Raw genomic sequence first — 24,686 nt, 5'->3', positions numbered from 1 at the left:
GTGTCCTTCCGGCTCGGCATGAATCTGGCTTCAACACCCCCATTCTCCCCGGTCAGAAGGACATTTCGCTGCTCCCACACCCACGCGAAAGCGGACCCGCTCGGTGGATCAGGGCTGATGTGCACGGTGTAGTCGGGGCTGACGCCGAGGAAGTTCTGGTCGTAGGCGCGGTGGTGAATCGTGCACATCGCCATGCCGTTGGTGACGACCGGCAGGCTGTCCTTGTGACCGTCGGGCAGGATGTGCGCAGCATCCAGCAGCTCGGCGTATTTGAGGGTGCAGATGGCGCACCGCTTGCCGTACGCGCTGAGGGCGCGCGCGCGGAACACGGGCTGGTGCACGCGCTGCCGCACGAGGCGCTCGACGTAGCGCTTGTCGAGGGTCGTGGTCGGGGATGCTCGCACTCCGCTGTCGTCGAGGTCGATGACGAACTGCCGCTGGTCGGGCAGCACGTCGATACTGCATCGCCTAAGGCGCGAGCACCCCGATGCCGGGCACGTAGACGTTGGCGAGTGGCTTCTCGAAGAGGATGATCGGCGCCTGCTGCTCGAAGGCGAGGTTGAGCTTGCGGTTGTCGCCGGCGTGCAGTGGGCCCTGGGCCCACGAGTAGAAGAGCAGCCCGCGCTCGCGGTCGATGGCGTCGTCGTAGACGTTGTAGCGGCCCTTGTCGGAGGCGGAGACGATCGAGAGCGTGGCGTCGAACTCGGCGGGGTTGCGGATGCCCTTGTTGCGGTCGATGACGGGCATGCGCATGCCGCTGCGCAGAGTGAAGGTCGTGAGCTCGTCGCGGCTGGCGAACCCGCCGCGCGACGCGATGAAGAGCTCGAGGTCGGCGAAGATCTCGAGGCGCAGGAGTGCTTGCTCTTCGCTCGACAGCATGACTCCTCCTCACCTCGTTGGCAGGCAGCCTATTCGTTCCACACCTTGTCCAGAGCTTGGGTGGCTGTCGGAGGTCGGTGATCTACTCTGATGTGATCAAGGAGGTCACTGTGGGCAGAATCGAAACACCGACGCGCGAGTCGCTCGAATCTGAGCGTCTCGCCATTGTGCAGTCGGTTGGGCGCGACGAGGTTTCGTTGCGTGCGGATGCTCAACGGGGTCTTCTGATCGGCGACGAATGGCACGCCCTAGAACGCCTTGACGCCATCGGCTTCTTGTTGGGTGAGGCAGAGACACCCTTCGAGTAGTGGCGAGCAGTCTCGAATCGAAGGTCGTGGCATTCGCTCGCGAGCTGAGCGAGACCTTCACTGGCACGCTTCCCGGTACCCCTGGGTTCGATGCCGAGGCAACGGTGCATGGTGACCGCTACTTTGTGCGACCTACGACCGAAGACGGGTCGACAGCGCTCATTCCCTTGCACGTCGATGGCTCACTGCTTGCCACGATGAGCGCGCAGATCTATCTCGAGGCTGACTCGTCCGGCGCGTACCTCAAGAACGTCCGTTCTGAGTTCGCCGCATACTCCGTGCTTGACCGGCAGCCGCTCTTTCGTCTCGACTACCGCACCGACATGCACTCGGTTCCTTCTGCGCACTGGCAGTTTCACGCCGAGCGGGGGTCACTCACTCACTTGCTGACGTTGGCGCAGGCGCACCGTCCGAAGTCGGTTCGTGATCCGCACCTGCTCTCCGGGCTGCACTTCCCCGTCGGGGGTGAGCGGTTTCGTCCATGTCTCGAAGATCTGATCCACTTCTTCATTCAGGAGTGCGGGGTCGACAGCGTTCCTGGTTGGCGGAAGGTGGTCGACTCTGGACGCGAGCGCTGGCGACGCCGGCAATTGCGTTCGGCTGTCCGAGATCTGCAGGCGGAGGCAGCTGACGTCCTCACACAGGAGGGGTGGCAGGTCATTCCGCCTGCGGGTCTACTCGACGAGAGAGCTGAAAGCCTTCGAGAGTGGTGATCGAGCCACGCGATGGTTGGTGCACCCCGCCGACCCCGTAGGGGATCGCGTGATGGGGGTGTCCCAACGATGACGCACCCTGTGTGTTGCACCGCGACGGTGCTCGTGTCGCACTCCGAACTAGTCTCGACTCCATGCCCCGCATGCACCCCACCCACCTGCCCGAGAAGGCCAACCGCAGCGAGCGCCAGCTCTTCACCGCCTTCGAGGGCCTCCAAGGCAAAGACGACTGGGTCGTCATGACCGGGCTCACGGTCGGGCAGCATGTGGCCGGCCTGAGCGGGGAGGTCGACGCGGTGGTCATTGCTCCCGGAAAGGGCATCCTGCTCATTGAGGCGAAGACGGCGGAGCACGTGGAGTACCGCGACGGGCAGTGGTTCCTCGCCAAGAATCCGCGACCGACGAAGAACCCGCTCGTGCAGCTGGACGGTGCTCGCCGCAGCATCCGCGGCTTCCTGAAGCAGCGCGACCTGCTGCACGGCGACGAGCCGATCGCCCGCCTCGTGTGGTTCACGAATCTGGGGCGCTGGCAGTTCGACAACGGCACGCCGCACGATCTGACGTTCTTCGAGTGGGAGCTGGCGTGGAGCGACGACCTCGCGAAGCCCGCCGAGACGGTCGAGCGCGTGCTGGCCGAGCACAGCGCGTGGTTCGGCGAGGCGGAGGGGGTGAGCGTCGACCCGGCATCCCTGACGGCTGAGCACGCGACCGACATTGCGGATGCCCTGCTCGCCTCCTTCAGCGCCGCCAGCAGCGCGGCCGACCGCCGCCGGGCCCGGCTGATCGACGAGCGCGCCCTGCTGGAGGATCAGGAGCTCGTGCTCGACCTGCTCGAGACCAACCCGCACCTGTACTTCGACGGCCCGGCCGGCTGCGGCAAGAGCTGGCTCGTCGCTGTGGCGGCACGGCGTGCGGCACGGGCGGGCCGCTGCACCCTGCTGACGTGCTGGAACATGCTCATGGCCGAGTCGCTGCGCGAGCTCGTGGGCGAGAGCCCGTTCGACATCGAGGTGGCCGACCTCAACGCGGTGATGCTGCGCGTGTGCGGGCTGACCGAGAACCCGGCGGGCGCCGACGACCGGTGGTACCGGCACGAGCTGCCCGAGCGGGCCCTGCAGGCTTTGGCGGAGCATCCGGAGCGGGGTCGGTTCGCGACGATCTGCGTCGACGAGTTTCAGGATGTCGCGGGCGTGCCCCTGCTCATGGACGTGCTGCGCGCCCTCGCGGTGGGCGGCGACCCGGCGCAGGCCCGCTTCGTGCTCGCGGGCGATGCCGGCCAGCAGATCATGCGGGCGGCGGGGGAGCGCGCCGAGCCGCTGCCGGCGGCGCGCGAGCTGGCGCCGGGGCTCGTACACGTGCGGGTGCGCCGCAACTGCCGGGTGGCGCCGCGTCTGCTGCGCGCGGTGAGCGGCCAGCTGGGGCGCCCCCTCGATCATGCGGGCGACCGGATGCCCGACTCGACCCCCGGCGCGCTCGACGTGGTTCCCGTGGCGGAGGGGCGCGAGTTGCCCGCCCTGCTCACCGCGCTCAAGGCCCAGCTGGAGCACTTCGGCCCCGACGAGGTAGTCGTGCTGAGCCCGTTCGGCGCGCAGTCGTCGCTAGTGGGCCGCTTTCTGGCCCGCGAGCCGGCGAACAGGGAGGAGCGGCAGTTGCGAGACCTGCTTTCGGGGGAGCGCGCGGTCGCGTGGCGGTCCATCTTCAAGGGCAAGGGCTTGGATGCTGCTGCCGTGGTGCTGACCGACATCACGCCCGACGCCGCGGCCTGGGCTGATGAGCGCCGTCTCAGTTGGAACGACATGCTCTACGTCGGCATGACCCGGGCGCAGTACGGCTGCACGGTTCTCAGGTCGGAGGGTGCGCCGTGGAGCGGCGAGCTCGACGCCGAGCTGGGGGCGGCGCGCGTCGAGGCCGCGCGGCCAGGGGTGCGGGTGGTGGGTGGCGCGCAGAACGCTGGCGCCGCTGCCGCGATGGTCGCGATGGCCGGTCGGTCTGGAGGTGGCAACTCTAAGGGTTAGGCGCTGCCGGAGGTGGCGTACAATGTTCTCAGCCGGCGACTTTGGCGCTGACGAGGCGGTTGAGGCTCACCCCTTGTTCGGCTGCTTCGATGGCCAGGGCACGGTGCAACTCGGGCGGAATGCGTAGGCGGAATTCGCCGCTGTACTGCCGGTCGGAGAGGGGCTCGGGCACGGGGTCGCCCGACGCGTGCAGGTCATCGACGACGTCGGCGACGAGCGCGCGAAGCCCGAGCAAGGCGGCTGCGGGGTCGGGTGCGAGCCAGGAGAGTGACCTGAACTCGACGACGGAAGCGACGTACTCACTGTCTTCCGGGGACCACGAGACCCGATAGGTGTAGTGGTCGTCACGCATCGTTGTCGTCCTTCTCGTTCTCGTCTTTCTGAGCTCTCAGTCGCTCGAGTGCGGCCAACACTTGGCGCACCTGGTACGGCTTGGCCGACCCGCGGTTGTTCTGAATGTTCACGCGCGGGTCTCCTTGCCAGGGTGTTGCGTAGATTCGGTGGCTCCCCGACGAGACTCGAGGTGGGCCGAAGTAGTGCTGGCACACGCGCTCGAGGTCCCGAAACGACACCGAGGCCGGCGAGGCGTGCATCGTGCCGATGAGGCGATCGATCTTCCGTTGTGGTGTCACTAATGGTACCGCCAAGTCGCTCGCATGGCGATACAGTGCACGTTCGGGTCTTGCGCACGTGCCCGTCGTGGCCGGGCGGTGAGCAGACACCTCCAGTTCGGCTCCTGGGGAGGAGGCCCTCTCGCGTGCGGTCTGCGGTCGGCTTGGCGGCGGTCGCGCGGAGGGTTAGGCGCTGCCCGAGATCTGGTCGAGCAACTCTTCCAGCGTGACGAAGTCGTGGGCGACGGTCTGCCACAGCAGTTCGGGGTCGATGCGGTGGTAGTGGTGGGCAACGACGTCTCGGTTGCGAGCGGCTGCCGACCAGATCGGTTCGCTGAATCGCTCGGGGTCGAGTGCAACGAGTCGCTTGGCGAGGTCGCCGACGCGGTTGCTGAGCGCTTCGAAGGCGAGCTGCAGGGCTGGGTCGTTGTCGTAGGCGGCGCGGCCCCGGTCGGCGAGCTGTGCGGCGGTGTCGAGGGTGGTGCGCAACTCGGTCGTCCACCGGGCTATCTGCTCGCGCGGGTCGCCTTTCACAGCGGTAGAGCGTCGGCGAGCAGTTCGGAGTCGGTGTCGCGGTTGAGGGATCGTGTGCTGAGCACGTCGACGGGGTGGCCGAGCAGCTGTTCGAGGTCGTCAGCGAACTGGGCGAGGTCGAGCAGGCTGGCGCCAGCCTGGGGGTCGACGATGAGGTCGATGTCGCTGTCAGCCTCCGCGGTGCCTCGCGCGACGGATCCGGTGACGCGAACGCCGTCGAGGTGGGCCGCCTCGGCGAGCCGCAGGATGAGACGTCTCTTGCGGCGAAGCGTTTCGAGAGTGGGGGCGGGTGTATCGGTGGCTGTCGCCCGGTATGTCGTGTAGGGCAGGATGACCGCCTCAGGCTTGCGGTGTGAGCCGAGCACGACCGGCTCGAGGTCTCCGCTGCGGAATCGGCGCAGGGTGCGGCTGAGATCGTCGCGTGCGAGCGCCACGGTGGTCACGGTACTGGTAGCGGCCATGGCCGCAGAATAACCCACTGAGCAGAGAAAACGTACGCATTTATGTACATAAATGGATATCACGTCTCGCCATTAGTTCGCGCAGGGGGTGGGGCCGGCTTGATCCCATGAGCGTTGTACACGCAACGCTCTGATATGAGGTAGCTTCACCCCCAACATGAGGAGGACCCCATGCCCGGACCCGGTTTCGCCGTCATCGACCTGGAGACGACAGGGCTCCTGCCCAGCGCGCACGAGCGCGTCGTCGAGATCGCGATCGTGCATGCCGATCAGTACGGCACCGTGACGGGCCAGTGGGAGACCCTGGTAAACCCGCAGCGCCACGTCGGCGCCGAGCACATTCATGGCATCCGCGCGGCCGACCTCATCGATGCCCCTGCCTTCACGGAGATCGCCGACGATGTCATGGATCTGTTGAGCGGTCGAGTGATCGTGGCACACAACGCGCGCTTCGATCGCGGCTTCCTCACCGCAGAGTTCGGCCGCATCTCGCGCGCTCTGCCCGACGACGCTCCGACGTTGTGCACGATGCAGCTCGCCCGCGAGCTGATTCCCGGTGCGGGCCGCAGTCTGGCGGACTGCTGTGCGGCCTTCGATATCGCGCTGGAGGACGCCCACCGAGCAGCCGTCGACGCCCGTGCCACGGCCGAGCTGCTGGGCGGTTACATCGCGAGTACGGGCCGCGAGTTCTGGTTCTCCCACATCGATCGGGCTCTCAGTGTCGCGTGGCCGTCGCCCGCGAGCACCGCAACCACGGCCCTGGCGCGATGGGTGGCGCGCGGCTCGAGCGCAGCATCCGTGCCGTTCTTGCAGCGCATTGCAGAGCGCATGCCTGACTTCTCGGGGCCCGCCGAGCATGTCGAGTACGTGGCGTTGTTGGATCGCTGCCTCATCGACCGGCACCTCTCTGAGCACGAGTCGCGCCAGCTGGTCGCGCTCGCCAAGGAGCTAGGCATCGGCCGCGACACGGCGGCCGGCCTGCACGCGCAGTACTTCGACCAGTTCGCGGCGGTCGCCTGGGCCGACGGCGTGCTGTCGTCGACGGAGGTGGCCGATCTTGCCGCCGTCGCCTCCCTGCTGCAGGTGCCGGATGCGCGCTTGACCGCGGCACTCGCGCCGCCCGCCGCGCCGGCGGCACACGCGGCGGCGACGGATGCTCCGTTCACGCCCGGCGCGTTCACGCTGGCACCCGGCGACGCGGTGGTGCTCACCGGCGAGATGTCGCGCCCGCGAGCCGACCTCGAAGCGGAGCTGGTCGCGGCGGGATTCCGCGTGGCATCGGGCATCTCGAAGAAGGTTGCTTTGTTGGTCGCGGCCGACCCCGACTCGCTGTCGGGCAAGGCACGCAAGGCGCGGGAGTACGGCATTCCCGTGGTGGGGGAGGAGCACCTCCAGCGGTTGCTTTAGGAGCGCGCCGCGCCTGTTGCGTGCGATCAGCGGCCGGCTGGGTCGCCCCCTCGATCACGCGGGCGACCGGATGCCCGACTCGACCCCCGGCGCCCTCGAGGTGGTGCCCGTGGCGGAGGGTCGCGAGCTGCCCGCCCTGCTCACGGCCCTCAAGGCCCAGCTGGAGCAGTTCGGCCCCGACGAGGTGGTCGTGCTGAGCCCGTTCGGCGAGCAGTCGTCGCTCGTGGGGCGCTTTCTGGCCCGCGAGCCGGCCACCAAGGAGGAGCGGCAGCTGCGCGAGCTGTTGTCGGGGGAGCGCGCGGTCGCGTGGCGTTCCATCTTCAAGGGAAAGGGGCTGGATGCTGCTGCCGTGGTGCTGACCGACATCACGCCCGCCGCTGCAGCCTGGGCCGATGAGCGCCGCCTCAGCTGGAACGACCTTCTCTACGTCGGCATGACGCGGGCGCAGTACCGCTGCACGGTGCTCAGGTCGGATCACGCTCGCCGTTGGCGCGACGCCGACTTCGTCCCAGAGGGGGGCGTCCCTCTCCCATAGAGCGACAACCGGGTCAGACGAGTCATCAGCGGTCTGATCGCCACCAGATCGAGTTTGACCCGCGCCTGCCGGTCCACACTTCCAGCCAGTGGAGTTCGTGTGTCATCGTCACGGCGAGCGATCCAACGGGCGGCGCCACCGGCGAGATCATTATGTCGATCGTCGGGCCGCCGACCTCTTCAATAGTCACCTTGCGCCTCCTTCCTTCTTTCTCGACGCGCGACACGATGAAGACTCCGCTCAGTGCTGCCCCGCCGGGCGAGAGTTGAGATGCGACGATCAGCGCACTCGCGTTTCCAGCGCCCTGCCTCGGTAGGGAAGACTCGCCTCCACCCGAATCTTGATCCATGCAGGGGTGCTTCGGCCATGGCGGCCCAAGGCCATCGAAGTACACGCGACTTCCGTTGTCGTTGCGGTAGAAAAACACCGGCTTCCCGCATTCCGGACACCGTGCATTGGGATCGAAGTCGCCTTGGAGTTGCGTCTCACGGTCAAGTCCCTGGAAGTGGTGTAACGGCTGATCCTTCGCTTTATGCGCTGAGCGCGATGAAGGTATCGGCGACCACCTCGCTTTCGGTGTCGGGCAGGACGCGCATGCGGGAGCGGGCCAGAACCTCCAGCCCGAGGTAGCGGCGCCCCTCGGCCCACTCGTCGGTCTGCTCGGCCAGGACGCCGCCGACCAGGCGGATGATCGCGTCGCGGTTGGGGAAGATGCCGACGGAGTCGGTGCGGCGGCGGATCTCGCGGTTGAGGCGCTCGTTGGGATTGTTCGACCAGATTTGGGACCACACGTCTTTGGGGAACTCGGTGAAGGCGAGGATGTCGGCCCTGGCGGTATCGAGGTGCTCGGCGACCGCGGGGAGCTTCTCTACGACGTAGTCCAGGGTGCGGTCGAACTGGGCGTGGACGTCGCCTGCGGTGGGCTGGTCATAGACGGAGTGCAGCATCGCTTTGACCGCCGGCCACATGCTCTTCGGGCTCACGCTCATCAGGTTCGCCGCGTAGTGGGTGCGGCAACGCTGCCAGGTCGCGCCGGGCAGGTTCGCCCCGATGGCATCTTTCAGGCCGGCGTGGGCGTCACTGGTGACCAGCTGGACGCCGGTGAGGCCGCGAGCGGTGAGGTCGGCGAAGAAGGCATTCCACGCCGACCCGGTCTCAGCTGTCGCGGTTTGCAGGCCGAGGACTTCGCGGCGGCCGTCGCCGTTGACGCCGGTGGCGATCAGCACGACCGTGTTCACCACCCGGCCACCCTCACGAACCTTCATCGTCAGAGCGTCGGCGGCGACGAACGTGAACGGGCCCGCCTCAGCCAAAGAGCGGTGCCGGAACTGGTTCACGTGCTCGTCGAGCTCCGCAGCCATCCGGGACACCTGCGACTTCGACAGGGCGTGAATGCCGAGCGTCTTCACCAGCTTGTCCATCCGCCGCGTGGACACCCCGGCGAGGTAGCAGTCCGCGATCACGGTGATCAGGGCCGCCTCGGAGCGCTTCCTGCGCTCCAACAGCCATTCGGGGAAGTAGGTGCCTTGGCGCAGTTTCGGGATCGCGACATCGATCGTGCCAGCCCTGGTGTCGAGATCGCGGTGGCGGTAGCCGTTGCGATGGGTGAGGCGGTCAGGGGACGGCTGACCCCATTCGGCGCCGACCACAGCATCGGCGTCGGCGGACAGGAGGGCGTTGATCATGGTCTGCAGCAAGTGCCGCATCAAATCCGGGGAAGCGTCGGCAAGGGCTTCACCGAGCAACGTTGCAGGGTCGACAATGTGGGGAGCGGTCATCGTGTTGATGCCTTTCGAGTTGGGGTAAGAGACTTCTCGAAGGATCACACGGTGACCGCGTTCACGTCAGTAACGACGTGCGCGACCACCGTGGGTTACACCACTATGCGGGACTCCACTCCGCAACCCTCGTGCTTCGGTCATGGACCCAGCTATGTCCTCCCACATGCGAACATCATTGAGCATGACCTCCCGAAGCGTTGAGTCGACGAGGTGGGGCCTTCCTAGCTTGGCTCTGTCGATGCCGAGCAACGCAAGCGAGAGCGCGGCCCAACAGGTGCGTCGTGCCATTCCCACCACCACGAATTCGCGCTCGCTGAGCTGCGGGCCTGGGTTGGTGAGCATCCGGCTCGCCAAATAGGCGGCCGCCCAAGTTCTCAGGGCTTCACGCGCGAAGAAGCTCAAGTCTGATTGCAACCGGGCGCTCAGGGTGATGAGGGTCTTGGGTGGTGTGAAATCGTCCGCCTCGTAAGATTCGTTGAGTTTCTCGACCGTGTCGTAGGGCAGGCGCACCATCACGCCGAGCGCGCTGAATGCGTCAATCGTTACCGGGTTGCTGAATAGCGGGTCGGCGGTCGGGGAGTGGGCAACAAGAGAGCCGCCCATGGCGCCCATCAGTTCTGCCGCCCACAGCACCAGTGGGTAGCGGACGTTGCCATCGGCGGTCAAGGTGGCTGTCCATCCATCGCCCGCGCAGATAGCCCACTCTCCGTCGCTGGGCAAACATAGGTACGAAGCGGCGAAGTCCGATGCCATCTCTGCCAGACGGTCTTCGATCAAGAGATGGAGTGTGGCTGTGCCTAGAGAACTCGGTTCGCGCGTGATGGTGATGGGCCGATATGTGTCATCGGGGATGCACTCGCGAAGGTACGGGTCGATGTCGAGCATTCGCTCCAGGTCGTCGCCCTCGATGGGTGCGTGCGAGATGCCCAACCGGTCGAACTCTTCGAGAATCTGTTGCGTCGTCCTGAAGCGGGCAGTGAACCACCATGGCTCGGGAATCTCGCGTTGAGTCACGACGCGGCCCCCGACGCAGTCGACGACTCTCTCGACGATGTCATGCGGGATGATCGAATCGAGTTGGCCGGCGAGTCCAGCGACGCTCCAGCCGTCGCCCGCAACGACGAAGAGCAGGCGTGACCAGTCGCGGAAGTCGTCATCGAAGTGGTCGACCACCGCATCGTGATTCGGGTCAGTCCACGTCGTGACGTGAAGTTCATATGCCGGAATGTCGTCGCCTGACCATTGCGAGTGACAATGCGTGCGGCCCGCGCGCCGCACGATGCCATCGTCGCCGTCCTCTTCCAGGGGGGTGCCAATGCTCTCGAGCAAGGCGAAGTCGTAGAGCAGTTCGATGATGTCGTCGGCGTCGAGAACGTCGTCGTCGAGCTGGTCGTCAGACATGCTTGAATCCTCACATACAGAGGCGACACGGTGAGTCTGTGGCAGGACGACAATTGTGCGGCTCCTGGCGTCAACGAAAGGCCACCCCTAGTGCGCGAAATCATCTGCCCCAACTGCGGCAAGGCCTTCACGATTGACGAGGCCGGATACGCCGACATCCTCAAGCAGGTGCGCGGTACTGAGTTCGATAAGCAGCTTCACGAGCGTCTTGAGCTTGCCGAGCGCGAGAAGAAGCAAGAGCTCAAGCTGGCGCAGACTCAGGCAGATGCGGAGCGGGCGAAGCTGCTCAGTGAGCTTGAGCAGGCATGCGCCGAGAGGCAGTCGGCTGTGGAACTCGCCGAGGCCAAGCTCGCGGCAAAGCTTCAAGACCAGCTGGCCGAGAAGGTTGCGGAGGTCGAGAAGCTGAAGGCGAGCATCCAGGCGTCAGATCAGGCGAAGCAGCTGGCCGTGATCGAAGCGACCACGCGCGTTGAGAAAGAGCGCGACCGGCTCAAGGCCGACCTCGAAATGGCCGAAGCGCAGAAGGCGCTCGGCGAGAAGGCACTGCAAGACAAGTACGAGACGCAGATCAAAGATCGCGACGACGCGATCGAGCGGCTCAAAGACATGAAGGCGCGGCTGTCGACCAAGATGGTCGGCGAGACGCTCGAGCAGCACTGCGAGACCGAGTTCAACCGCATTCGCGCCACGGCTTTTCCGCGCGCGTACTTCGAGAAAGACAACGACGCGCGGTCGGGCAGCAAGGGCGACTACATCTTTCGTGACTCGGATGATGCCGGCACCGAGATCGTGTCGATCATGTTCGAGATGAAGAACGAGAACGACGGCACGGCCACCAAGAAGAAGAACGAAGACTTCTTGCGCGAGCTCGACAAAGACCGCACCGAGAAGGGCTGCGAGTACGCGGTGCTCGTGTCGCTGCTCGAGCCCGAGAGCGAGCTCTACAACTTCCGGCTCTGTCGATGTCTCGCACCGGTACCCGAAGATGTATGTGGTGCGTCCGCAGTTCTTCTTGTCCGTCGATCACGGTGCTGCGTAATGCGGCGCTCGGGTCGCTGCAGTACAAGCAGGAGTTGGCACTGGTGAAGGCGCAGAACGTTGATGTGACGAACTTCGAGAGCGATCTGGATGCGTTCAAGACGGGATTCGCGCGCAACTACGACCTCGCTGCGCGCCGATACAACGAAGCGATCGACGAGATCGACAAGGCGATCGCGCGGTTGCAGAAGGTGAAGGATGCCCTGCAGGGCTCCGAGCGCAACCTGCGGTTGGCGAACGACAAGGCTCAGGATGTGACCATTAAGAAGCTGACGCGGGGGAACCTGACGATGGCGGCGAAGTTTGCTGAGGTGGGGGAGCCCGAGTCGGAGTGAGCTTCCCCTGGCGCTGCGGTAATTTCGTTATACAATAATCGGCATGGCGAACGAAACCATCAACGGCAAGCCCGTGACCGAGGAGCAGATCGTGGCGTGGGCCGCTGAGGCCGAAGCGGGCTACGACGTCGCGGCGCTCAAGAAGCGCGGGCGCGGGCGTCCTGGGCGTGGCGCTCAGCCGTCTCAGGTAGTCGCACTGCGGCTGACCGCAGATGAGATCGCCATGCTCGACGCGCGTGCTGAGCGAGAAGGCAAAAGCCGTTCTGAAGTGATCCGCGAAGCGCTGACTGCGTGAGGGTTCACGACTCGGCGCTCAAGCACGGAGTGCTGCCCGACGACGCGATTCACGCTGCGACGTGGGCGCTGTGGATCGAAGATCTCGACGATGACAGCCCGGCTCGCCAGTTGCGGCTCGGGTTCGACACGAAAGAACTGGGCGAGAGCGACATCACCGACCGGTGCGGCGCTCAGCCAGAAAATTCTCGGCTCCGGCTGATCGGACGAAACCAGCAGGAACCTCGCGACGCTCGAGGCGCGCAGAGTCGACGGTTGAGCGCTTGACGGTACGCTTGACCGCGTCGGAGTCGACGGCGCGACGTTCCATGCTCTCCACCTCCTGGGTTACTGGCTTGAGTGCAACAGTAGCGCTCAACACTCTGCGGCCGATGTAGACCTCGAACGCGGCGACCCGAGCCGGGTTACACGCCGTCGCCGAGACTGAGCAGAATCCAAGTGCAACCAGCAACTACCGTGGTCTCCATGCACGTGCGCCTCTCACTGATCGACTCGGTGCCACCCGTCACGCGCGACATCGCGATCGACCCGAGCACGTCGCTCGACGTCGTGCACCTCGTCATTCAGCGGCTCTTCGGCTGGCAGAACGTGCACCTGCACCGCTTCGACTCGGCTGACCCGTTCGAGCGGTGGCGCGCGGATGCGCCTGAACCCCGCGCGTGGCTGTTGCCGTCCCTACTCGACGAGTTCGACGGCGAACCCGACACTGACGCCACACTCGCCGAGGCCCTCGCCGTGGGCGGCGGCACGCTCTGGTACGAGTATGACTTCGGCGACAGTTGGCGGCTCACGATCACCGCGATCGACGGCGACGACACCCCGCGGTGCGTGCTCGCGGCGGTCGGGCACCCGCCGCGCGACGACTCCGGCGGAGTCCACTCGTTCAACGAACGCCGCGCCGCACGGTCTGCCGCCTCCGAGCCGGTCGACATCGACTCGCTCAACACGAGCGCGCAGACCCTGCTTGCCGCCACGCGCTCCCTGCCACGTCTGCGCCCCCTCCTCACGCGCGTCACAACCGACGTCGGCTCAGAGTGGTGCGCGCGCATCGCGGCCGCGGTGCAGCATCCACCGATCATTGACGACGCCGCAATTGCCGCCAGCATCAGACCCATCGAATGGATGCTGCGCCGCATCGGCCCCGACGGCACAGCCCTCACCGCCGCAGGTTGGCTGCCGCCCGCGATCGTGCGTGACGCCATGCGCGAGCTCAACTGGGAGCACCGCGATGTCGGCATGATGAATCGCGAAGACCGCACGTTCGCGATTGCCGATCTGCGGGCGCTCATGCGGCAGCTCGGGCTTCTGCGCGTTGCGAAAGGCCGCATTGCTCGGACCGCTGTGGCGCGGCGCCTGGTCAACGACTCGCGGACGCTGTGGCAGCACGTCGCCGAGCAACTCGTCGCGCGACAACCGGGCGCGGTCGATCGCGACCTCATGCTGCTGATGGCGCTGCAGTTGGTGTCGGGTGAGGCGCTCGATGAGCATCCGCTGGCGGAGCGCATGGCGCGCGACCTCAGCGCGTTGGGTTGGCGAGATCGCGGCGGCAATCGGCCCGACGAACTGGTGCACGGTCGCGTGACGCCGGCGACGGCGTCGAACATGCTGTCGTGGGCGCTGCAGCCGCTGCGCGACCTGGGCGCGTACCCCGAGGGCGAACGGCGGCGGTGGCAGTGGGGCAGCGAGCCGACCCCGGTCGGGCGAGCGCTCGGGTGGGCGATGCTGGGTGGGCAACTAGCTCAGGTTGACGCGACGTAGTGCTTCGGCTGCCCGCAACACCAGGTCGTCGCGTCCTTCTGAGATCGTGGGTGAGTCTTCGCCGAGCACATCGATAGTCAGATCGGCGATCTCGTCAGCAGTGGTGAGGCCGAGAGAAGTGATGAGCGCCGTGATGTCGGGGTAGTCCTTGCGGGCGTAGCGCGCCATCTTCATTGCGAGCAACGCGCGCGGCGAAGCGACCCTGATCGTGTGAGAGCCGATCGGCACCTCGACGAAATGCGCCTCGTCGGCGATGTCGAAGACGATGAAGGGTCGAGCGTTCTCGTTGACCCAGGTCGGGCTGAGCCCATGCTCCTCGGCCATCGCGCGACCGATTCGCACGACGGCCTCGAAAGGGCGAAAGAGCCCATCGACATCAGGCGTCAGCTGCTCGCGGCCCAGTTGCAGGGCCATGGCGGCACCGCCGACGAGATAGGCGTCGATCTCGATGCCCTCGGCGGCGGCCCGGTCGAGCAGTTCTCGCAGGAGTTCGCGAATCTCGGCCGCGCTGAGTTGCCGATAGCCGTCGCTCACGCAATCGCCCAGTCTTCAGCTCGTGACAGCAGGTTCTTCGCGCGAAACACGGCCGGCGTGCGTTCTCGTAGCCACGCTCGAAACTCAGGGCTCGGGTCGTCGCCCAAAGCCGTCTCACGGTCGAGCGCGGGAACATCGCGCATCCATGCCGGAATCGACACGGTCGCGCCCTCCAGTGCGTATGCGAATGCCGTGGCTAGGAACGTTTGCCACGTACGGTCGGGCACGGGAGTGTGCGGCTCGCGAATGACCCATTGCGGAACCTCGAGGGCACTCTGCGAGACAAAACGCTTGAGGCGGCCTACTGCTTCTGTCAGATCACGGATGCCCGCCTCTTCGTCTCCGCGTCGCAGATGTGTCGTGATCGCGCGCGCGGCACTCGGGGCCGAGATGAGGTCAGCCGCGTCAGTGCGCGTCGGCTCGGCCGCCCAGCCTGCAGCCAGAAGCAGCGCCTGCATGGTCGACCACGTGGGGTCGAGATCATCACTCTCGATGCGGCTCACGGTCGATTGAGCGACACCTGCTCGACGTGCCAGCGCTGACTGCGAAATGCGCGCGCGCGTTCGAGCTGTGCGAACGGTGTCGGCGGCAGTGGGCACGAGCTTCTCCTAGTTATGCGTATACGCATAACTGTACTCTTCGAAACTCCTCCCGTCTACGAGATGCCTCATGCGGATTCACCAGCTAGGCGTCGGGCGGCAGATCGTCGACAGAATTCGGGCATCCTGCCCCGCATGACCGGCGCCTTTCGCACGTACCAGCCCACCGTCACCCGGCCCGTGACCGAAGACGACCTGCGGCCCCCCGAGGCGCAGCTCGCCTACGCGCTCGGGCCGGCGATTCGTTGGCAGCTGTGGCTGTTCTTTCCGGCGAACGACGACGGGTTCGGGGGCGCGGCGATGCCGTGCGACGACCTGCCGCGCCGCGCGCCCGCCGACGCCGCCGACACGCTCTTCACCGTCATCGACGCGGTCGCGCAGCATTCGGGTGCGACCGAACTCATCCTGGGTCTGGAGCGTCGCGGTGGCCCCGACCCCGGCCGCCTTGATCGCGAGTGGATGCTCGCCGCATCCACCGCCGCCGACCGAGCCGCCGTGCGCCTGCGCGCGGTGCTGATCAGCCACACCCGCGGAGTGCGCGAGCACGAGCCGCCCGCCCCGACCCTCGCTGGATTGCACCTCAAGACGGAGCGCTTCGATGCTTAGTTCACTACACTTAGTCAACATGGGGAACCAGGTGAATGTGCACGAGGCGAAGACTCGCCTTTCTGAATTGCTCGCGCGGGTGGAGCGCGGCGACGAGATCGTCATCGCTCGCGGGGGAGTTCCCGTCGCCCGCCTGGTGGCCTTCGAGCCGTCGGCCGAGCGCGAGCTGGGATTCTTGCCCGGGCTCGACACCCCCACGTCGTTCTTCGAACCGCTGCCCGAGTCCGAACTTGCTGCGTGGGAGGGCGTACTCGGTGCCAGCCCCGGGGAGTCGTCGCCGTGACTCTTCTGCTCGATACGCATGTGCTGATCTGGGCGCTGGCTGCACCGCATCGTTTGCCGGAGGCTGTTCGAGCCCGAGTTGCCGATCGTCGCGAGCCCCTGGTGGTGTCGGCGGCGAGCGCGTTTGAGATCGCCACGAAGAACCGCCTGGGGCGGCTGCCCGAAGCGACCGCGCTCGTGCACTCCTTCGACGAACAGGTCACAAGACTCGGGGCAGACCTGATTGCCATCGAGGCGCGCCACGCAATCACTGCAGGCTTGCTGGACTGGCCGCACCGCGATCCCTTTGACCGCATGTTGGCAGCGCAAGCGATGAGCGAAGGCTTCGAGCTGGTGTCTGCTGACGCCGCATTCGCCCGCCTGTCCGGACTGTCAGTGTTGTGGGGGTGATCATCCCCCGGTGATCGCCGCACGAGGTCAAGGTGAACCGGAAGAGCCCACCACCCGTGTCAGAGGTAGGGGTCACAATGAGGACACGAGCAGAGCCCCGGCCAGAGGAGGATTCCCGTGTATGTGACCACGAACGAGCACGGCGAGCGACTGCTCGTCACCTCGGCGAGCGACCTCAGTCGCGCCGCCGAGTGCGAGTTCGCGGTCGCGCGCGACCTCGACGCGCGGCTCGGGCGGCTGCCCGCCGTCGAGCAGCCGAAAGACGCGATGCTCGAGCGCACCTCCGCCATGGGCGACGCCCACGAGGCCGCGATCATCGCCGACTACCGCGCCCGCGCCGCCCACCCCGACGACGTGCTCGAGATTACGCGTGCCGACAGTGCCGGGCTCGACGCCGTCGAACCTTTCGCCGAGCAAACACTCGACGCGTTGCAGCGCGGCGTTCCCGTCATCGTGCAGGCCACCTTCGTCGACCGCGACCACAGCACAGGGGAGCGGGGCGACCTGCCGATCGCCTTCGTCGGGTACGCCGACTTCCTCGTGCGGACGCCCGACGGCGCCTACCGCGTGCAAGACAGCAAACTCGCGCGCCGCGCCAAAGTGACCGCACTCCTGCAGCTCGCCGCCTACGCCGAGCAGCTCGAGCGGCTCGGCATCCCCGTCGACCGGGAGGTGGAGCTGATCCTCGGCAACCGTGAGCTGAGCATCCACCGCCTCGACGACATCGCGCCCGTACTGCGCGCCCGACGCGCCCGCCTGCACCAGCTGCTGCGCGACCGCGACGCCGCCGGCGCACCCATCGCGTGGCGCGACCCCAGTGTCACCTACTGCCGCAGCTGCGCCTGGTGCGAGCACGAGATCGCCGCCCACGACGACGTCAGCCAGGTCGCCGGGCTCACCGGAACGCAGTGGACCAAGCTCGGCGCCGCCGGCATCGAGACCCTCGCCCAGCTCGCCGAGAGCCGCGGTGCGGTCGACGGCATCGCCGCGAGCACGCTCGACACCCTGCGACTGCAGGCCGAACTGCAGCGCCAAGCCGCCGGAGCCGACCCCGGCACGGCCCCGCCCGTGCGCGTGCGCGACCCTGCCGTGCTGCACGCCCTGCCCGCGCCCAGCCCCGGCGACCTCTACTTCGACTTCGAAGGCGACCCGCTCTACACCGAGCACGACCCCGCCCGCTGGGGCCTCGACTACCTCTTCGGCATGGTCGACGCCGACAGCCGGTTCACCGCCTACTGGGCGCACAGCTTCGCCGACGAACGGGATGCCCTGCTCGCCTTCCTCGCCGACGTGCAAGCCCGTCGCGCCATCCACCCCGACCTGCACGTCTACCACTACGCCGCCTACGAGCGCACCCACCTGCGGTCGCTGAGCGCCCGGCACGGGGTGGGGGAAGACATCGTCGACGAGTGGCTGCGCAGCGGCCTGCTCGTCGACCTGTACCCGGTCGTGCGCAAGGCTCTGCGCGTGGGCAGCCCCAGCTACTCGATCAAGTACCTCGAACCCATCTACTGGCCCGAAGCCCGTGAGGGAGCCGCCGTCGCGCGGGGCGACGACTCCGTCGCCGAATACGTGCGGTCGCGCGAGCTGCGGGCCGCGGGCGACACCGCCGCCGCGCAGCAGATACTCGACGACATCGGCGACTACAACCGCGTCGACTGCGTCAGCACGCTGCGGCTCGCCTCGTGGTTGCGCGAGCTCGCGGCGGAGCATCCCGCACCGGCACCCGCCTTTCTCGATGACGAGGATGACGCGGTGAGCGATGGTCCCGAGATCGACGACTCACCCCTGCGCACCGCCCTGCTCGAGCTCGCCGCCAACGTCGACGGCACCCCCTCGACCGAGCCCGACCGCAGCCCCGAGCAGCGCGCCCTCGCCTACGCGGCCGCCGCCATCGACTACCACCGCCGCGAGCACAAGACCTACTGGTGGGAGCACTTCGACCGCCTTGTCGCGCCCCTCGACGAGTGGGCCGATGTGCGCGACGTCTTCACCGTGGCACCGGATGCTCCGCACGACGCCACCCCGTGGGGCAAGACCGGCAAGCAGCGGTCGCTGCGCCGCACGCTCACCCTCCACGGAACGTGGGCCCCCGGCTCCCGCCCGACCGTCGGTGGCATGAGCGGCCCCTTCGCCGTGTACGACCAGCCCGCGCCCATGCAGTCGAACAACCGCGACCGGCTCGCGCGCTCCACCCGCAGCGTCTCCATCGCGGCCGTCGCCGACGACCACATCGTCGTGACCGAAACCCTCGCTGACGGCGTCGACGAGTACAGCGACCTGCCCGTCGCCCTCACGCCCGGGCCGCCCCCGCCTGCCGGGCAGCAGAAACCAGCCATCGAAGAGTGGGGCGCTGCGCTGGTCGATGCCCTGTCGGCGCCGCAGGGCGTGTGGCCCGCCGAACCCGTCGGCGACCTCCTGCGCCGCCGACCGCCGCGCACCCGCAGCGGTGCGCCCCTCGCGCCCGTCACGCCGGGTGCGCACGGGGAGCCCGACCGTGTCGCAGCCGTCGTCGCGAGCCTGCTCGACCTCGACCGCTCCTACCTCGCCGTGCAGGGCCCGCCCGGCACCGGCAAGACCTACCTCGGCTCGCACGTCATCGCCACGCTCGTGCGCGACCACGGCTGGAAGGTCGGCGTTGTCGCCCAGAGCCACACGACCGTCGAGCACGTGCTCGACGGTGTCGTGCAGGCAGGTCTCGACGGTCGGCTCGTCGGCAAGGCACCCAAGCGCGGCGCAGACACCGCCGACTACGCCACGGCGCGCTGGACCGTGCTCGGCGCCGCCGACCAGCTCGACATCTTCACCACCGACCGTCCCGAGGGGTACGTGATCGGCGGCACCGCGTGGGACTTCGCCCACCCCCAGCGCGTCGGCCGCCGCAGCCTCGACCTCCTCGTCATCGATGAGGCCGGCCAGTTCGCCCTCGCCGCCACCATCGCGGCGAGCGTGAGCGCGACGAACCTGCTACTGCTCGGCGACCCGCAGCAGCTGCCCCAGGTGAGCCAGGGCAGCCACCCCGAGCCCATCGATGGCAGCGCACTCGGATACCTCAGCGACGGGCACGACGTGCTGCCCGACGATTTCGGGTACTTCCTCGCCGAAACGCGCCGCCTGCACCCCGCCCTCGCCGAGCCCGTCTCGCGGCTCAGCTACGAGGGGCAGCTGCGCGCGCACGCGAGTGCCGCCGTGCGCGAGCTCGACGGCGTCGCACCCGGACTGCATCCCGTGCCCGTCGAGCACCACGGCAACGCGACCGAATCGGTCGAGGAGGCCGACCAGGTTGTGCGCCTCGTGCAGCAGCACCTCGGCACCGAGTGGTACGACGGCGAGCAGGTGTGCGCCCCCACGCGCACCATTCGGGACGACGACATCATCGTCGTCACCCCCTACAACGCGCAGCAGCAGTGCATCCGCGAACGTCTCGACGCCGCCGGGCTGCACGACACGCGTGTCGGCACCGTCGACAAGTTCCAGGGGCAGGAAGCCGTCATCGCGATCGTCTCGCTCGCCGCCTCCAGCTCACGCGACGCACCCCGCGGCATGGAGTTCCTGCTCAACCGCAACCGCCTCAACGTCGCTATCTCGCGTGCCCAGTGGGCCGCCTACCTCGTGTACTCGCCCGGCTTGCTCGACTCGCTGCCCGCCACACCCGGGGGAGTGGCCGAGCTCAGCGCCTTCATCCGCCTCACCGAGGAACGGCCCGATTGACCGGCACCGGGAGTGCCACCAACCTCTCCTCCCCGTGAAGCTGTCGACGTAGCGAGTCCACGGTCGCCCCTCGAGCATGCGCACGAAGTGACTTAGTAAGGCACTCTTCCTCGAATGATCTCCACTTCATCCACCCGCGATTGATTCGGCCACTTCTGTGAACTATGGTTGGCAACAGATAGAGGTGAGAAAGACGGCCATCTTCGACCGGTGGTTGTCGAATGTCAAGGACATGCGCGCCGTCGCACGCATCCTGGTGCGCATCGATCGACTCGCACAGGGGAACGCAGGCGACGCTCGATCGATAGGTTCAGGACTATGGGAACTGCGCATCGACTGCGGGCCCGGGTACCGGGTCTACTACCTGCGACGCGGAAAGGCTCTCGTGCTTCTGTTGTGCGGCGGTGACAAGTCGACGCAGTCGCGTGACATCGAGCGGGCGTACGAGTTGGCGAGCGAGTGGAGAGGGCGGCACCATGAAAGCTGAGACGGTGAGTCGCTTTGATGCGGCCGACTACCTACCGGACGTGGAAACGGCGGCGGCGTACCTGGAAGCCGCGATCGAAGAAGCCGGAGACGACCCGGCTGTGATCGCTACGGCTCTTGGCGCCATCGCGCGTTCCGGCAACCTCAGCGAGTTGTCACGTCGAACAGGGATAAGCCGCGAAGGTCTGTACAAGGCGCTCTCCGCCGAGGGCAATCCCAGCTTTGCGACGATCGTCAAGGTAGCTAGGGCTCTCGGGCTCTCCATCGAGTTCCACGCCAGCGCACCGTAGGACGCATGCACACAGCCTGTGCCATGGCTTCAGACAGTCAACTATCGCCGTCGCGGCGCGGGTAATTTCGTCATACGATAATGCGCATGGAGAGAGGCGAGACGGTCGTTGGCGAACCGGTCGCCGACGAGCAGATCGTTGCATGGGCCGCCGAGGCTGAGTCCGGCTACGGTGTGGACGCTCTCAAGAAACGTGGCCGCGGTCGACCCGGTCGCGGGGCGGTTGCCTCGCAAGTAGTCGCACTGCGCCTCACCGAGGAGGAACTCGCCGACATCGATGCGCGTGCCGCGCGTGATGGAAAGACGCGCTCTGACGTGATTCGAGAGGCATTGCACAACGCAGTCACGTGAGATCCAGGCTCGCTGCGTCTCTCGCTACCGTGGAGCCATGCGCGTACGACTCCGCCTCGCAGACTCCGCGCCCTTAATCTGGCGCACGCTCGACATCGATCCGAGCACACCCCTCGACGTCATGCACCTCGTGCTGCAGCGGCTCTTCGACTGGCAGAACGTGCACCTGCACCAGTGGCGCACCCTCGACCCCTGCTCTCGCGCCCACGACGGCGTCGACCTCGCGTGGCTGCCCGCCAACCTGCTCGACGAGATGGACGGACTGCCCGACACCGACGAGACGATCGGCGACGCGCTCGCCCTCGCCGACGGCACGCTCCACTACGAGTACGACTTCGGCGACAGCTGGCACGTCGCGATCGAACGGCTCGACGACGAGAGCGACGACATCAAACGCAGCAACGATGCCCGGCCCATGCCCGCGGTCGACGGCGCAAGGCGCGGCCCGCTCGACGACGTCGGAGGTATCCACGCCTGGAACGAGGCCGTCGCCATCCCGCAACGTTCTCGCATGCCCGTCGACCCGGCGCAGTTCGACCCGGCAACGGCGACCGCGTCGGTGCGCCGACTGCTCGACGTCACGACCGAGCTGCCCGCGCTGCGGCCACTGCTGACGCGCGTGAACTCCGAAGTGGGACAGAAGTGGCTCGAGCGCGCTGCGGCGGCGGCCGAACATCCACCGATTGCCACCGACGCCGCAATCGAGGCGAGCATCGCGCCCGTCCGCTGGATGCTCCGCCGTATCGGCCCCGAGGGCACAGCCCTCACCGCTGCAGGCTGGTTGCCGCCCGCCCTCGTGCGCGAGGCCATGCGCGAGCTCGGCTGGGAGCACCGCGATGTCGGGAAGATGAACCGGGAAGATCTCACTCCCGACATCTCCGACCTGCGTGCCCGGATGCGCTGGCTCGGGCTGCTGCGCGTTGCGAAGGGCCGCATCGCGTTGACGGCGGTCGCGCGGCGCCTTGTCGGCGACCCGGGCGGGCTGTGGCGGCACGTCGCCGAGAACCTCGTTTCCCGGCAGACGAGCGACGTCAGCCGCGACCTCATGCTGCTGCTAGCCCTGCACCTGGTCACGGGCCGAACGCTCGACGAGCGGCAGCTCGCGGCGCAACTCGCGCTCGACCTCACCGCTCTCGGCTGGCGCGATCCGGGTAGGGGAGTCCCCGGCGATCAGCTGGAAGGCACCGTGTCGACAGACTCGGTGCGGTACATGCTCTACGAGGTGCTCCCGGCGCTGCACGACCTCGGCGCGTTCGCAGAAGGCCGCAAGCGCTGGGAGTGGAGTGGCGAGCTGACCTCTACTGGTCGTGCGCTGGGCTGGCAGATGCTTGGCAGAATGCTGCCCGCCTAGAGCCGCCTCCTCGGGTTGCTCCTCCCCAGCAGGTCGGGCGGGTTGCCACCGCACGGATGTTGGCACGATCGACATGCGGAGTCGACTCGCGCGGCATCCTTCACGGCATGACCGGCGCCTTCCGCACCTACCGCCCCGTGGCCGCCGACGACCTTGAGCGACTCGAAGCGCGCATCGCCTCCGTGCTCGGCCCCGCCATCCGCTGGCAGCTGTGGTTGTTCTTCCCGCCCAGCGCGTTCGGCGGCGACGGGCTCAGCATGCCGTGCAACGACCTGCCGCGGCGCCCGCCCGCCGACGCGGCCGACATGCTGTTCACGGCGATCGATGAGATCGCCCGCCACACCGCGCACACCGAGCTTATTCTCGCGCTCGAGCGGCGCGGGTCGCCCGACCCCGGTCGCCTCGACCGCGACTGGATGCGCGTCGTCGCCGACGCCTGCGACCGGGCGGGCGTGCACCTGCGGTCCGTCCTCATCAGTCACATGCGCGGCGTACGCGAGCACGCGCCGCCCGAGTCGACCCTCGTCGAAGCCTGATCCGTGAAAGTTATACCCGGTTATACTTTCGGCATGAAGACCGCGATCTCGGTTCCCGACCCGCTGTTCGAGAAGGTGGAACGTGCGCGGCCCGACCTCGGCATGAGCCGCTCGCAGTTCTACGCGACCGCGGCGCAGCACTACCTCGACAGCGTCGAGCGTGAGGCTCTCACGAGCGAGATCGACGCGGCACTGCAGACCGTGCGCGGCGACTCCCACGCGCGGGCTGCGGAGGAGCGCGAGCGCGCCGACCTCTCGCGACAGTCGCTGCGTCGGCTGGAGCTCCTCACTGAGGATGACGACTGGTGATCGCACGCGGCGACGTGTGCTGGGTCGATCTCGGGCCCATCGTCGATCGGGGCCCGGCAAAGCACCGCCCCGTCATCATCGTCCAGAGCAACGACTACACGCGCTCTCGACTCGGCAGGGTCGTCGTCGCGGCGATCTCGAGCAGGACGGCGCGTGCGGGAATCCCTGGGAACGTCTTCGTTCCCGCGAGTGCGAGCGGTTTGCCGAAAGACTCCGTCGTGATCGCCACCGAGGTGCTGACGCTTGACCGAGACCACATCGGCGAGCCGATCGGCCGGCTGCCGACGCCCCTCATGCGGGAGATCGACTCGGGGCTGCGGCGCGTGCTCAGTCTGTAGGGCGGCTCGGCTCGCGCTGAGCATCCCGAACCGCATCATGACCGGGCTTCGCCTGCCACGGCCAGCGGCCCGTGATCTCCAGCTCGAGCACGAAGCTCAAGCCGGTGCGCACGAGCACGATGATGGCGAGCACTCCCACGTTCTCGAGGGTCGGCTCGACCGCGACCGTGCGCACGATGTCGCCCGCGACGAGGAACTCGAGGCCCAGCAGGATCGACCGGCCCAGGTGTCGGCGCAGCGACTCGAAGACGTCACCTGACCGTCGCACCAGGTTGGGCACCGCGAGGGCCGCCGAGACCAGTACGCCCACGAGGACGGCGACGATGCCGACCCCCTCGAGCACGTTTGCGGCCAGAGATGCCCATTCGCGAAACTGCTCATCGATCAGCATGCCGACAGCCTAGGGGCGGTGTGGGCGCAGGCCGAAGCCGTTGACAGTCCAGTACGATTCCTGTGCATGAGCGAGCAGGTGACCGTGCACGAGGTGAAGACGCGCCTGTCAGAACTGCTTGCGCGCGTCGAACTCGGCGGCGACATTGTCATCGCCCGCGGCGGACGGCCCGTGGCGCGACTCGTCGCCGTCGAGCCGGTGGCCGAGCGGGAGCTCGGGTTCCTGCCCGGCGTTGACACAACACCCGCGTTCTTCGAGCCGCTGCCGCACGACGAGCTCGCAGCCTGGCAACCCTGCTCCTGCTCCTGCTCGACGCGCACGCAGACCCGTTCGACAGAATGCTCGCCGCGCAAGCCGCCGCTGAGGGGCTGCCGCTTGCCACCGTGGACCGCGTCTTCGATGAGGCGGCCGGCGTCACCGTTGTCTGGGACTGACGGCGGCCG

34 protein-coding genes and 1 pseudogene are annotated in these 24,686 nt (G+C 67.3%); 23 read left to right on the top strand and 12 right to left on the bottom strand.

Annotation, left to right across the window (positions count from 1 at the left end; all coding sequences use genetic code 11):
* Together FK219_RS03940 and FK219_RS03935 are read right to left on the bottom strand one after the other, a co-directional pair.
* Positions 1–452, bottom strand: a 452-nt coding sequence (locus FK219_RS03940; RefSeq protein WP_210416764.1) for an HNH endonuclease, incomplete at its 3' end; no start/stop codon positions are given.
* Between the two features lie 16 nt (positions 453–468).
* Positions 469–879, bottom strand: coding sequence for a hypothetical protein (locus tag FK219_RS03935; RefSeq protein ID WP_152583126.1), 411 nt, complete (start codon positions 877–879; stop codon positions 469–471).
* A 110-nt stretch (positions 880–989) separates the two neighbouring features.
* Here FK219_RS03935 and FK219_RS03930 point away from each other — a divergent pair, with 110 nt between their 5' ends.
* The 3 genes from FK219_RS03930 (at position 990) to FK219_RS03920 (ending at position 3,915) form a co-directional block, all read left to right on the top strand.
* Entirely contained in the window at positions 990–1,187 is a 198-nt protein-coding gene (locus tag FK219_RS03930; protein ID WP_152583125.1) for a hypothetical protein, read from the top strand.
* Positions 1,187–1,900 (top strand): hypothetical protein, encoded by a 714-nt coding sequence (locus FK219_RS03925; RefSeq protein WP_152583124.1) that lies wholly within the window; start codon positions 1,187–1,189, stop codon positions 1,898–1,900. Before FK219_RS03930 ends, FK219_RS03925 begins: the two co-directional genes overlap by 1 nt.
* A gap of 134 nt (positions 1,901–2,034) precedes the next feature.
* Positions 2,035–3,915: an NERD domain-containing protein gene (locus FK219_RS03920; protein WP_152583123.1), complete on the top strand. Its 1,881-nt coding sequence runs from the start codon at positions 2,035–2,037 to the stop codon at positions 3,913–3,915.
* Between the two features lie 28 nt (positions 3,916–3,943).
* Here FK219_RS03920 and FK219_RS03915 read toward each other — a convergent pair whose 3' ends face one another.
* The 3 genes from FK219_RS03915 to FK219_RS03900 all read right to left on the bottom strand — a co-directional run bounded on the left by FK219_RS03915 (position 3,944) and on the right by FK219_RS03900 (position 5,521).
* Positions 3,944–4,267, bottom strand: coding sequence for a type II toxin-antitoxin system HicB family antitoxin (locus tag FK219_RS03915; protein ID WP_152583122.1), 324 nt, complete (start codon positions 4,265–4,267; stop codon positions 3,944–3,946).
* A 445-nt stretch (positions 4,268–4,712) separates the two neighbouring features.
* The gene (locus FK219_RS03905) at positions 4,713–5,060 is read right to left on the bottom strand and encodes a HepT-like ribonuclease domain-containing protein (RefSeq protein ID WP_165638039.1); all 348 of its coding nucleotides are present in this window, start codon (positions 5,058–5,060) and stop codon (positions 4,713–4,715) included.
* On the bottom strand, positions 5,057–5,521 hold the full coding sequence (locus FK219_RS03900; protein WP_152583119.1) for a nucleotidyltransferase family protein: 465 nt from the start codon (positions 5,519–5,521) through the stop codon (positions 5,057–5,059). Before FK219_RS03900 ends, FK219_RS03905 begins: the two co-directional genes overlap by 4 nt.
* A 171-nt stretch (positions 5,522–5,692) precedes the next feature.
* Between FK219_RS03900 and FK219_RS03895 the strand changes: the two genes are divergently transcribed.
* Both FK219_RS03895 and FK219_RS03890 read left to right on the top strand, forming a co-directional pair.
* Positions 5,693–6,928 (top strand): exonuclease domain-containing protein, encoded by a 1,236-nt coding sequence (locus FK219_RS03895; RefSeq protein WP_152583118.1) that lies wholly within the window; start codon positions 5,693–5,695, stop codon positions 6,926–6,928.
* Between the two features lie 70 nt (positions 6,929–6,998).
* Positions 6,999–7,463: an ATP-binding domain-containing protein gene (locus FK219_RS03890; protein ID WP_152583117.1), complete on the top strand. Its 465-nt coding sequence runs from the start codon at positions 6,999–7,001 to the stop codon at positions 7,461–7,463.
* A 25-nt stretch (positions 7,464–7,488) separates the two neighbouring features.
* Here the strand turns inward: FK219_RS03890 and FK219_RS03885 are convergent, their stop codons facing one another.
* The 3 genes from FK219_RS03885 to FK219_RS03875 all read right to left on the bottom strand — a co-directional run bounded on the left by FK219_RS03885 (position 7,489) and on the right by FK219_RS03875 (position 10,645).
* Positions 7,489–7,812 (bottom strand): hypothetical protein, encoded by a 324-nt coding sequence (locus FK219_RS03885; RefSeq protein WP_152583116.1) that lies wholly within the window; start codon positions 7,810–7,812, stop codon positions 7,489–7,491.
* A gap of 181 nt (positions 7,813–7,993) precedes the next feature.
* On the bottom strand, positions 7,994–9,241 hold the full coding sequence (locus tag FK219_RS03880; RefSeq protein ID WP_152583115.1) for an IS256 family transposase: 1,248 nt from the start codon (positions 9,239–9,241) through the stop codon (positions 7,994–7,996).
* 66 nt (positions 9,242–9,307) lie between these two features.
* Positions 9,308–10,645 carry a hypothetical protein gene (locus FK219_RS03875; RefSeq protein WP_152583114.1) on the bottom strand — a complete coding sequence of 446 codons (1,338 nt, stop codon included), beginning with the start codon at positions 10,643–10,645 and terminating at the stop codon, positions 9,308–9,310.
* A 30-nt stretch (positions 10,646–10,675) separates the two neighbouring features.
* Here FK219_RS03875 and FK219_RS03870 point away from each other — a divergent pair, with 30 nt between their 5' ends.
* The 5 genes from FK219_RS03870 to FK219_RS03855 all read left to right on the top strand — a co-directional run bounded on the left by FK219_RS03870 (position 10,676) and on the right by FK219_RS03855 (position 14,070).
* Positions 10,676–11,731 carry a DUF2130 domain-containing protein gene (locus FK219_RS03870; RefSeq protein ID WP_328821595.1) on the top strand — a complete coding sequence of 352 codons (1,056 nt, stop codon included), beginning with the start codon at positions 10,676–10,678 and terminating at the stop codon, positions 11,729–11,731.
* Positions 11,635–12,018, top strand: a complete 384-nt coding sequence (locus tag FK219_RS13610; RefSeq protein WP_235923722.1) for a DUF2130 domain-containing protein — start codon at positions 11,635–11,637, stop codon at positions 12,016–12,018. The genes FK219_RS03870 and FK219_RS13610 overlap by 97 nt, the downstream gene beginning before the upstream one ends.
* Positions 12,019–12,061: 43 nt before the next feature.
* Positions 12,062–12,313, top strand: coding sequence for a ribbon-helix-helix domain-containing protein (locus tag FK219_RS03865; RefSeq protein ID WP_152583113.1), 252 nt, complete (start codon positions 12,062–12,064; stop codon positions 12,311–12,313).
* Positions 12,310–12,579 carry a hypothetical protein gene (locus FK219_RS13605; protein ID WP_328821594.1) on the top strand — a complete coding sequence of 90 codons (270 nt, stop codon included), beginning with the start codon at positions 12,310–12,312 and terminating at the stop codon, positions 12,577–12,579. Before FK219_RS03865 ends, FK219_RS13605 begins: the two co-directional genes overlap by 4 nt.
* A gap of 198 nt (positions 12,580–12,777) precedes the next feature.
* Entirely contained in the window at positions 12,778–14,070 is a 1,293-nt protein-coding gene (locus tag FK219_RS03855) for a plasmid pRiA4b ORF-3 family protein (protein WP_152583112.1), read from the top strand.
* Here FK219_RS03855 and FK219_RS03850 read toward each other — a convergent pair.
* Together FK219_RS03850 and FK219_RS03845 are read right to left on the bottom strand one after the other, a co-directional pair.
* Positions 14,047–14,604 (bottom strand): hypothetical protein, encoded by a 558-nt coding sequence (locus FK219_RS03850; protein ID WP_152583111.1) that lies wholly within the window; start codon positions 14,602–14,604, stop codon positions 14,047–14,049. The genes FK219_RS03855 and FK219_RS03850 overlap by 24 nt on opposite strands.
* The gene (locus FK219_RS03845; RefSeq protein ID WP_152583110.1) at positions 14,601–15,203 is read right to left on the bottom strand and encodes a helix-turn-helix domain-containing protein; all 603 of its coding nucleotides are present in this window, start codon (positions 15,201–15,203) and stop codon (positions 14,601–14,603) included. Before FK219_RS03845 ends, FK219_RS03850 begins: the two co-directional genes overlap by 4 nt.
* A 135-nt stretch (positions 15,204–15,338) precedes the next feature.
* On the opposite strand from FK219_RS03845, the gene FK219_RS03840 reads away from it, so the two are divergent.
* The 11 genes from FK219_RS03840 (at position 15,339) to FK219_RS03790 (ending at position 23,852) form a co-directional block, all read left to right on the top strand.
* Positions 15,339–15,809 (top strand): hypothetical protein, encoded by a 471-nt coding sequence (locus tag FK219_RS03840; protein WP_152583109.1) that lies wholly within the window; start codon positions 15,339–15,341, stop codon positions 15,807–15,809.
* 19 nt (positions 15,810–15,828) lie between these two features.
* Positions 15,829–16,092 carry a type II toxin-antitoxin system Phd/YefM family antitoxin gene (locus FK219_RS03835; protein ID WP_152583108.1) on the top strand — a complete coding sequence of 88 codons (264 nt, stop codon included), beginning with the start codon at positions 15,829–15,831 and terminating at the stop codon, positions 16,090–16,092.
* Positions 16,089–16,481: a type II toxin-antitoxin system VapC family toxin gene (locus FK219_RS03830; RefSeq protein ID WP_152583107.1), complete on the top strand. Its 393-nt coding sequence runs from the start codon at positions 16,089–16,091 to the stop codon at positions 16,479–16,481. The genes FK219_RS03835 and FK219_RS03830 overlap by 4 nt, the downstream gene beginning before the upstream one ends.
* Positions 16,482–16,604: 123 nt before the next feature.
* Positions 16,605–20,192: a TM0106 family RecB-like putative nuclease gene (locus tag FK219_RS03825; RefSeq protein ID WP_152583139.1), complete on the top strand. Its 3,588-nt coding sequence runs from the start codon at positions 16,605–16,607 to the stop codon at positions 20,190–20,192.
* A gap of 157 nt (positions 20,193–20,349) precedes the next feature.
* The gene (locus FK219_RS03820) at positions 20,350–20,679 is read left to right on the top strand and encodes a type II toxin-antitoxin system RelE/ParE family toxin (protein WP_328821593.1); all 330 of its coding nucleotides are present in this window, start codon (positions 20,350–20,352) and stop codon (positions 20,677–20,679) included.
* Positions 20,669–20,968, top strand: a complete 300-nt coding sequence (locus tag FK219_RS03815) for an addiction module antidote protein (RefSeq protein WP_152583106.1) — start codon at positions 20,669–20,671, stop codon at positions 20,966–20,968. The genes FK219_RS03820 and FK219_RS03815 overlap by 11 nt, the downstream gene beginning before the upstream one ends.
* An 86-nt stretch (positions 20,969–21,054) precedes the next feature.
* A complete protein-coding gene (locus FK219_RS03810; RefSeq protein ID WP_152583105.1) occupies positions 21,055–21,318 on the top strand; it encodes a ribbon-helix-helix protein, CopG family in 264 nt (87 codons plus the stop codon).
* A 37-nt stretch (positions 21,319–21,355) separates the two neighbouring features.
* On the top strand, positions 21,356–22,669 hold the full coding sequence (locus FK219_RS03805) for a plasmid pRiA4b ORF-3 family protein (RefSeq protein ID WP_152583104.1): 1,314 nt from the start codon (positions 21,356–21,358) through the stop codon (positions 22,667–22,669).
* Between the two features lie 107 nt (positions 22,670–22,776).
* Entirely contained in the window at positions 22,777–23,205 is a 429-nt protein-coding gene (locus FK219_RS03800) for a hypothetical protein (protein WP_152583103.1), read from the top strand.
* Between the two features lie 33 nt (positions 23,206–23,238).
* Positions 23,239–23,514, top strand: coding sequence for a hypothetical protein (locus tag FK219_RS03795; protein ID WP_152583102.1), 276 nt, complete (start codon positions 23,239–23,241; stop codon positions 23,512–23,514).
* Entirely contained in the window at positions 23,511–23,852 is a 342-nt protein-coding gene (locus tag FK219_RS03790; RefSeq protein ID WP_328821592.1) for a type II toxin-antitoxin system PemK/MazF family toxin, read from the top strand. The genes FK219_RS03795 and FK219_RS03790 overlap by 4 nt, the downstream gene beginning before the upstream one ends.
* On the opposite strand, the gene FK219_RS03785 is transcribed toward FK219_RS03790, so the two are convergent.
* Positions 23,842–24,243, bottom strand: a complete 402-nt coding sequence (locus tag FK219_RS03785) for a DUF1622 domain-containing protein (RefSeq protein WP_152583100.1) — start codon at positions 24,241–24,243, stop codon at positions 23,842–23,844. The two genes, FK219_RS03790 and FK219_RS03785, sit on opposite strands and share 11 nt — an antisense overlap.
* Before the next feature lie 66 nt (positions 24,244–24,309).
* Here FK219_RS03785 and FK219_RS13600 point away from each other — a divergent pair.
* Positions 24,310–24,384 (top strand): annotated as a pseudogene (locus FK219_RS13600) (hypothetical protein); the annotation flags it as partial.
* On the opposite strand, the gene FK219_RS13595 reads toward FK219_RS13600, so the two are convergent.
* Complete coding sequence (locus FK219_RS13595) at positions 24,352–24,534, bottom strand: hypothetical protein (protein ID WP_235923747.1); 183 nt, start codon at positions 24,532–24,534, stop codon at positions 24,352–24,354. The pseudogene FK219_RS13600 and the gene FK219_RS13595 overlap by 33 nt on opposite strands.
* On the opposite strand from FK219_RS13595, the gene FK219_RS14225 reads away from it, so the two are divergent.
* Positions 24,528–24,677, top strand: coding sequence for a PIN domain-containing protein (locus FK219_RS14225; protein WP_407941881.1), 150 nt, complete (start codon positions 24,528–24,530; stop codon positions 24,675–24,677). The genes FK219_RS13595 and FK219_RS14225 overlap by 7 nt on opposite strands.
* The last annotated feature ends 9 nt before the right edge of the window (positions 24,678–24,686 follow it).

Origin of the sequence: Microcella pacifica, assembly GCF_009371975.2 — a bacterium.
Lineage (GTDB): Bacteria > Actinomycetota > Actinomycetes > Actinomycetales > Microbacteriaceae > Microcella > Microcella pacifica.
This window is presented reverse-complemented; position numbering and strand designations above follow the sequence as displayed.

Coding starts and splice junctions, on each gene's coding strand:
- FK219_RS03840 (WP_152583109.1), top strand. CDS start 15,339: ATGACCGGCGCCTTTCGCACGTACCAGCCCACCGTCACCCGGCCCGTG.
- FK219_RS03815 (WP_152583106.1), top strand. CDS start 20,669: ATGAAAGCTGAGACGGTGAGTCGCTTTGATGCGGCCGACTACCTACCG.
- FK219_RS03810 (WP_152583105.1), top strand. CDS start 21,055: ATGGAGAGAGGCGAGACGGTCGTTGGCGAACCGGTCGCCGACGAGCAG.
- FK219_RS03890 (WP_152583117.1), top strand. CDS start 6,999: ATGCCCGACTCGACCCCCGGCGCCCTCGAGGTGGTGCCCGTGGCGGAG.
- FK219_RS03880 (WP_152583115.1), bottom strand. CDS start 9,241: ATGACCGCTCCCCACATTGTCGACCCTGCAACGTTGCTCGGTGAAGCC.
- FK219_RS03875 (WP_152583114.1), bottom strand. CDS start 10,645: ATGTCTGACGACCAGCTCGACGACGACGTTCTCGACGCCGACGACATC.
- FK219_RS03835 (WP_152583108.1), top strand. CDS start 15,829: ATGGGGAACCAGGTGAATGTGCACGAGGCGAAGACTCGCCTTTCTGAA.
- FK219_RS03915 (WP_152583122.1), bottom strand. CDS start 4,267: ATGCGTGACGACCACTACACCTATCGGGTCTCGTGGTCCCCGGAAGAC.
- FK219_RS03855 (WP_152583112.1), top strand. CDS start 12,778: ATGCACGTGCGCCTCTCACTGATCGACTCGGTGCCACCCGTCACGCGC.
- FK219_RS03900 (WP_152583119.1), bottom strand. CDS start 5,521: ATGGCCGCTACCAGTACCGTGACCACCGTGGCGCTCGCACGCGACGAT.
- FK219_RS03800 (WP_152583103.1), top strand. CDS start 22,777: ATGACCGGCGCCTTCCGCACCTACCGCCCCGTGGCCGCCGACGACCTT.
- FK219_RS03895 (WP_152583118.1), top strand. CDS start 5,693: ATGCCCGGACCCGGTTTCGCCGTCATCGACCTGGAGACGACAGGGCTC.
- FK219_RS03865 (WP_152583113.1), top strand. CDS start 12,062: ATGGCGAACGAAACCATCAACGGCAAGCCCGTGACCGAGGAGCAGATC.
- FK219_RS13610 (WP_235923722.1), top strand. CDS start 11,635: ATGTGGTGCGTCCGCAGTTCTTCTTGTCCGTCGATCACGGTGCTGCGT.
- FK219_RS03920 (WP_152583123.1), top strand. CDS start 2,035: ATGCCCCGCATGCACCCCACCCACCTGCCCGAGAAGGCCAACCGCAGC.
- FK219_RS03795 (WP_152583102.1), top strand. CDS start 23,239: ATGAAGACCGCGATCTCGGTTCCCGACCCGCTGTTCGAGAAGGTGGAA.
- FK219_RS03935 (WP_152583126.1), bottom strand. CDS start 879: ATGCTGTCGAGCGAAGAGCAAGCACTCCTGCGCCTCGAGATCTTCGCC.
- FK219_RS03785 (WP_152583100.1), bottom strand. CDS start 24,243: ATGCTGATCGATGAGCAGTTTCGCGAATGGGCATCTCTGGCCGCAAAC.
- FK219_RS03805 (WP_152583104.1), top strand. CDS start 21,356: ATGCGCGTACGACTCCGCCTCGCAGACTCCGCGCCCTTAATCTGGCGC.
- FK219_RS03885 (WP_152583116.1), bottom strand. CDS start 7,812: ATGGATCAAGATTCGGGTGGAGGCGAGTCTTCCCTACCGAGGCAGGGC.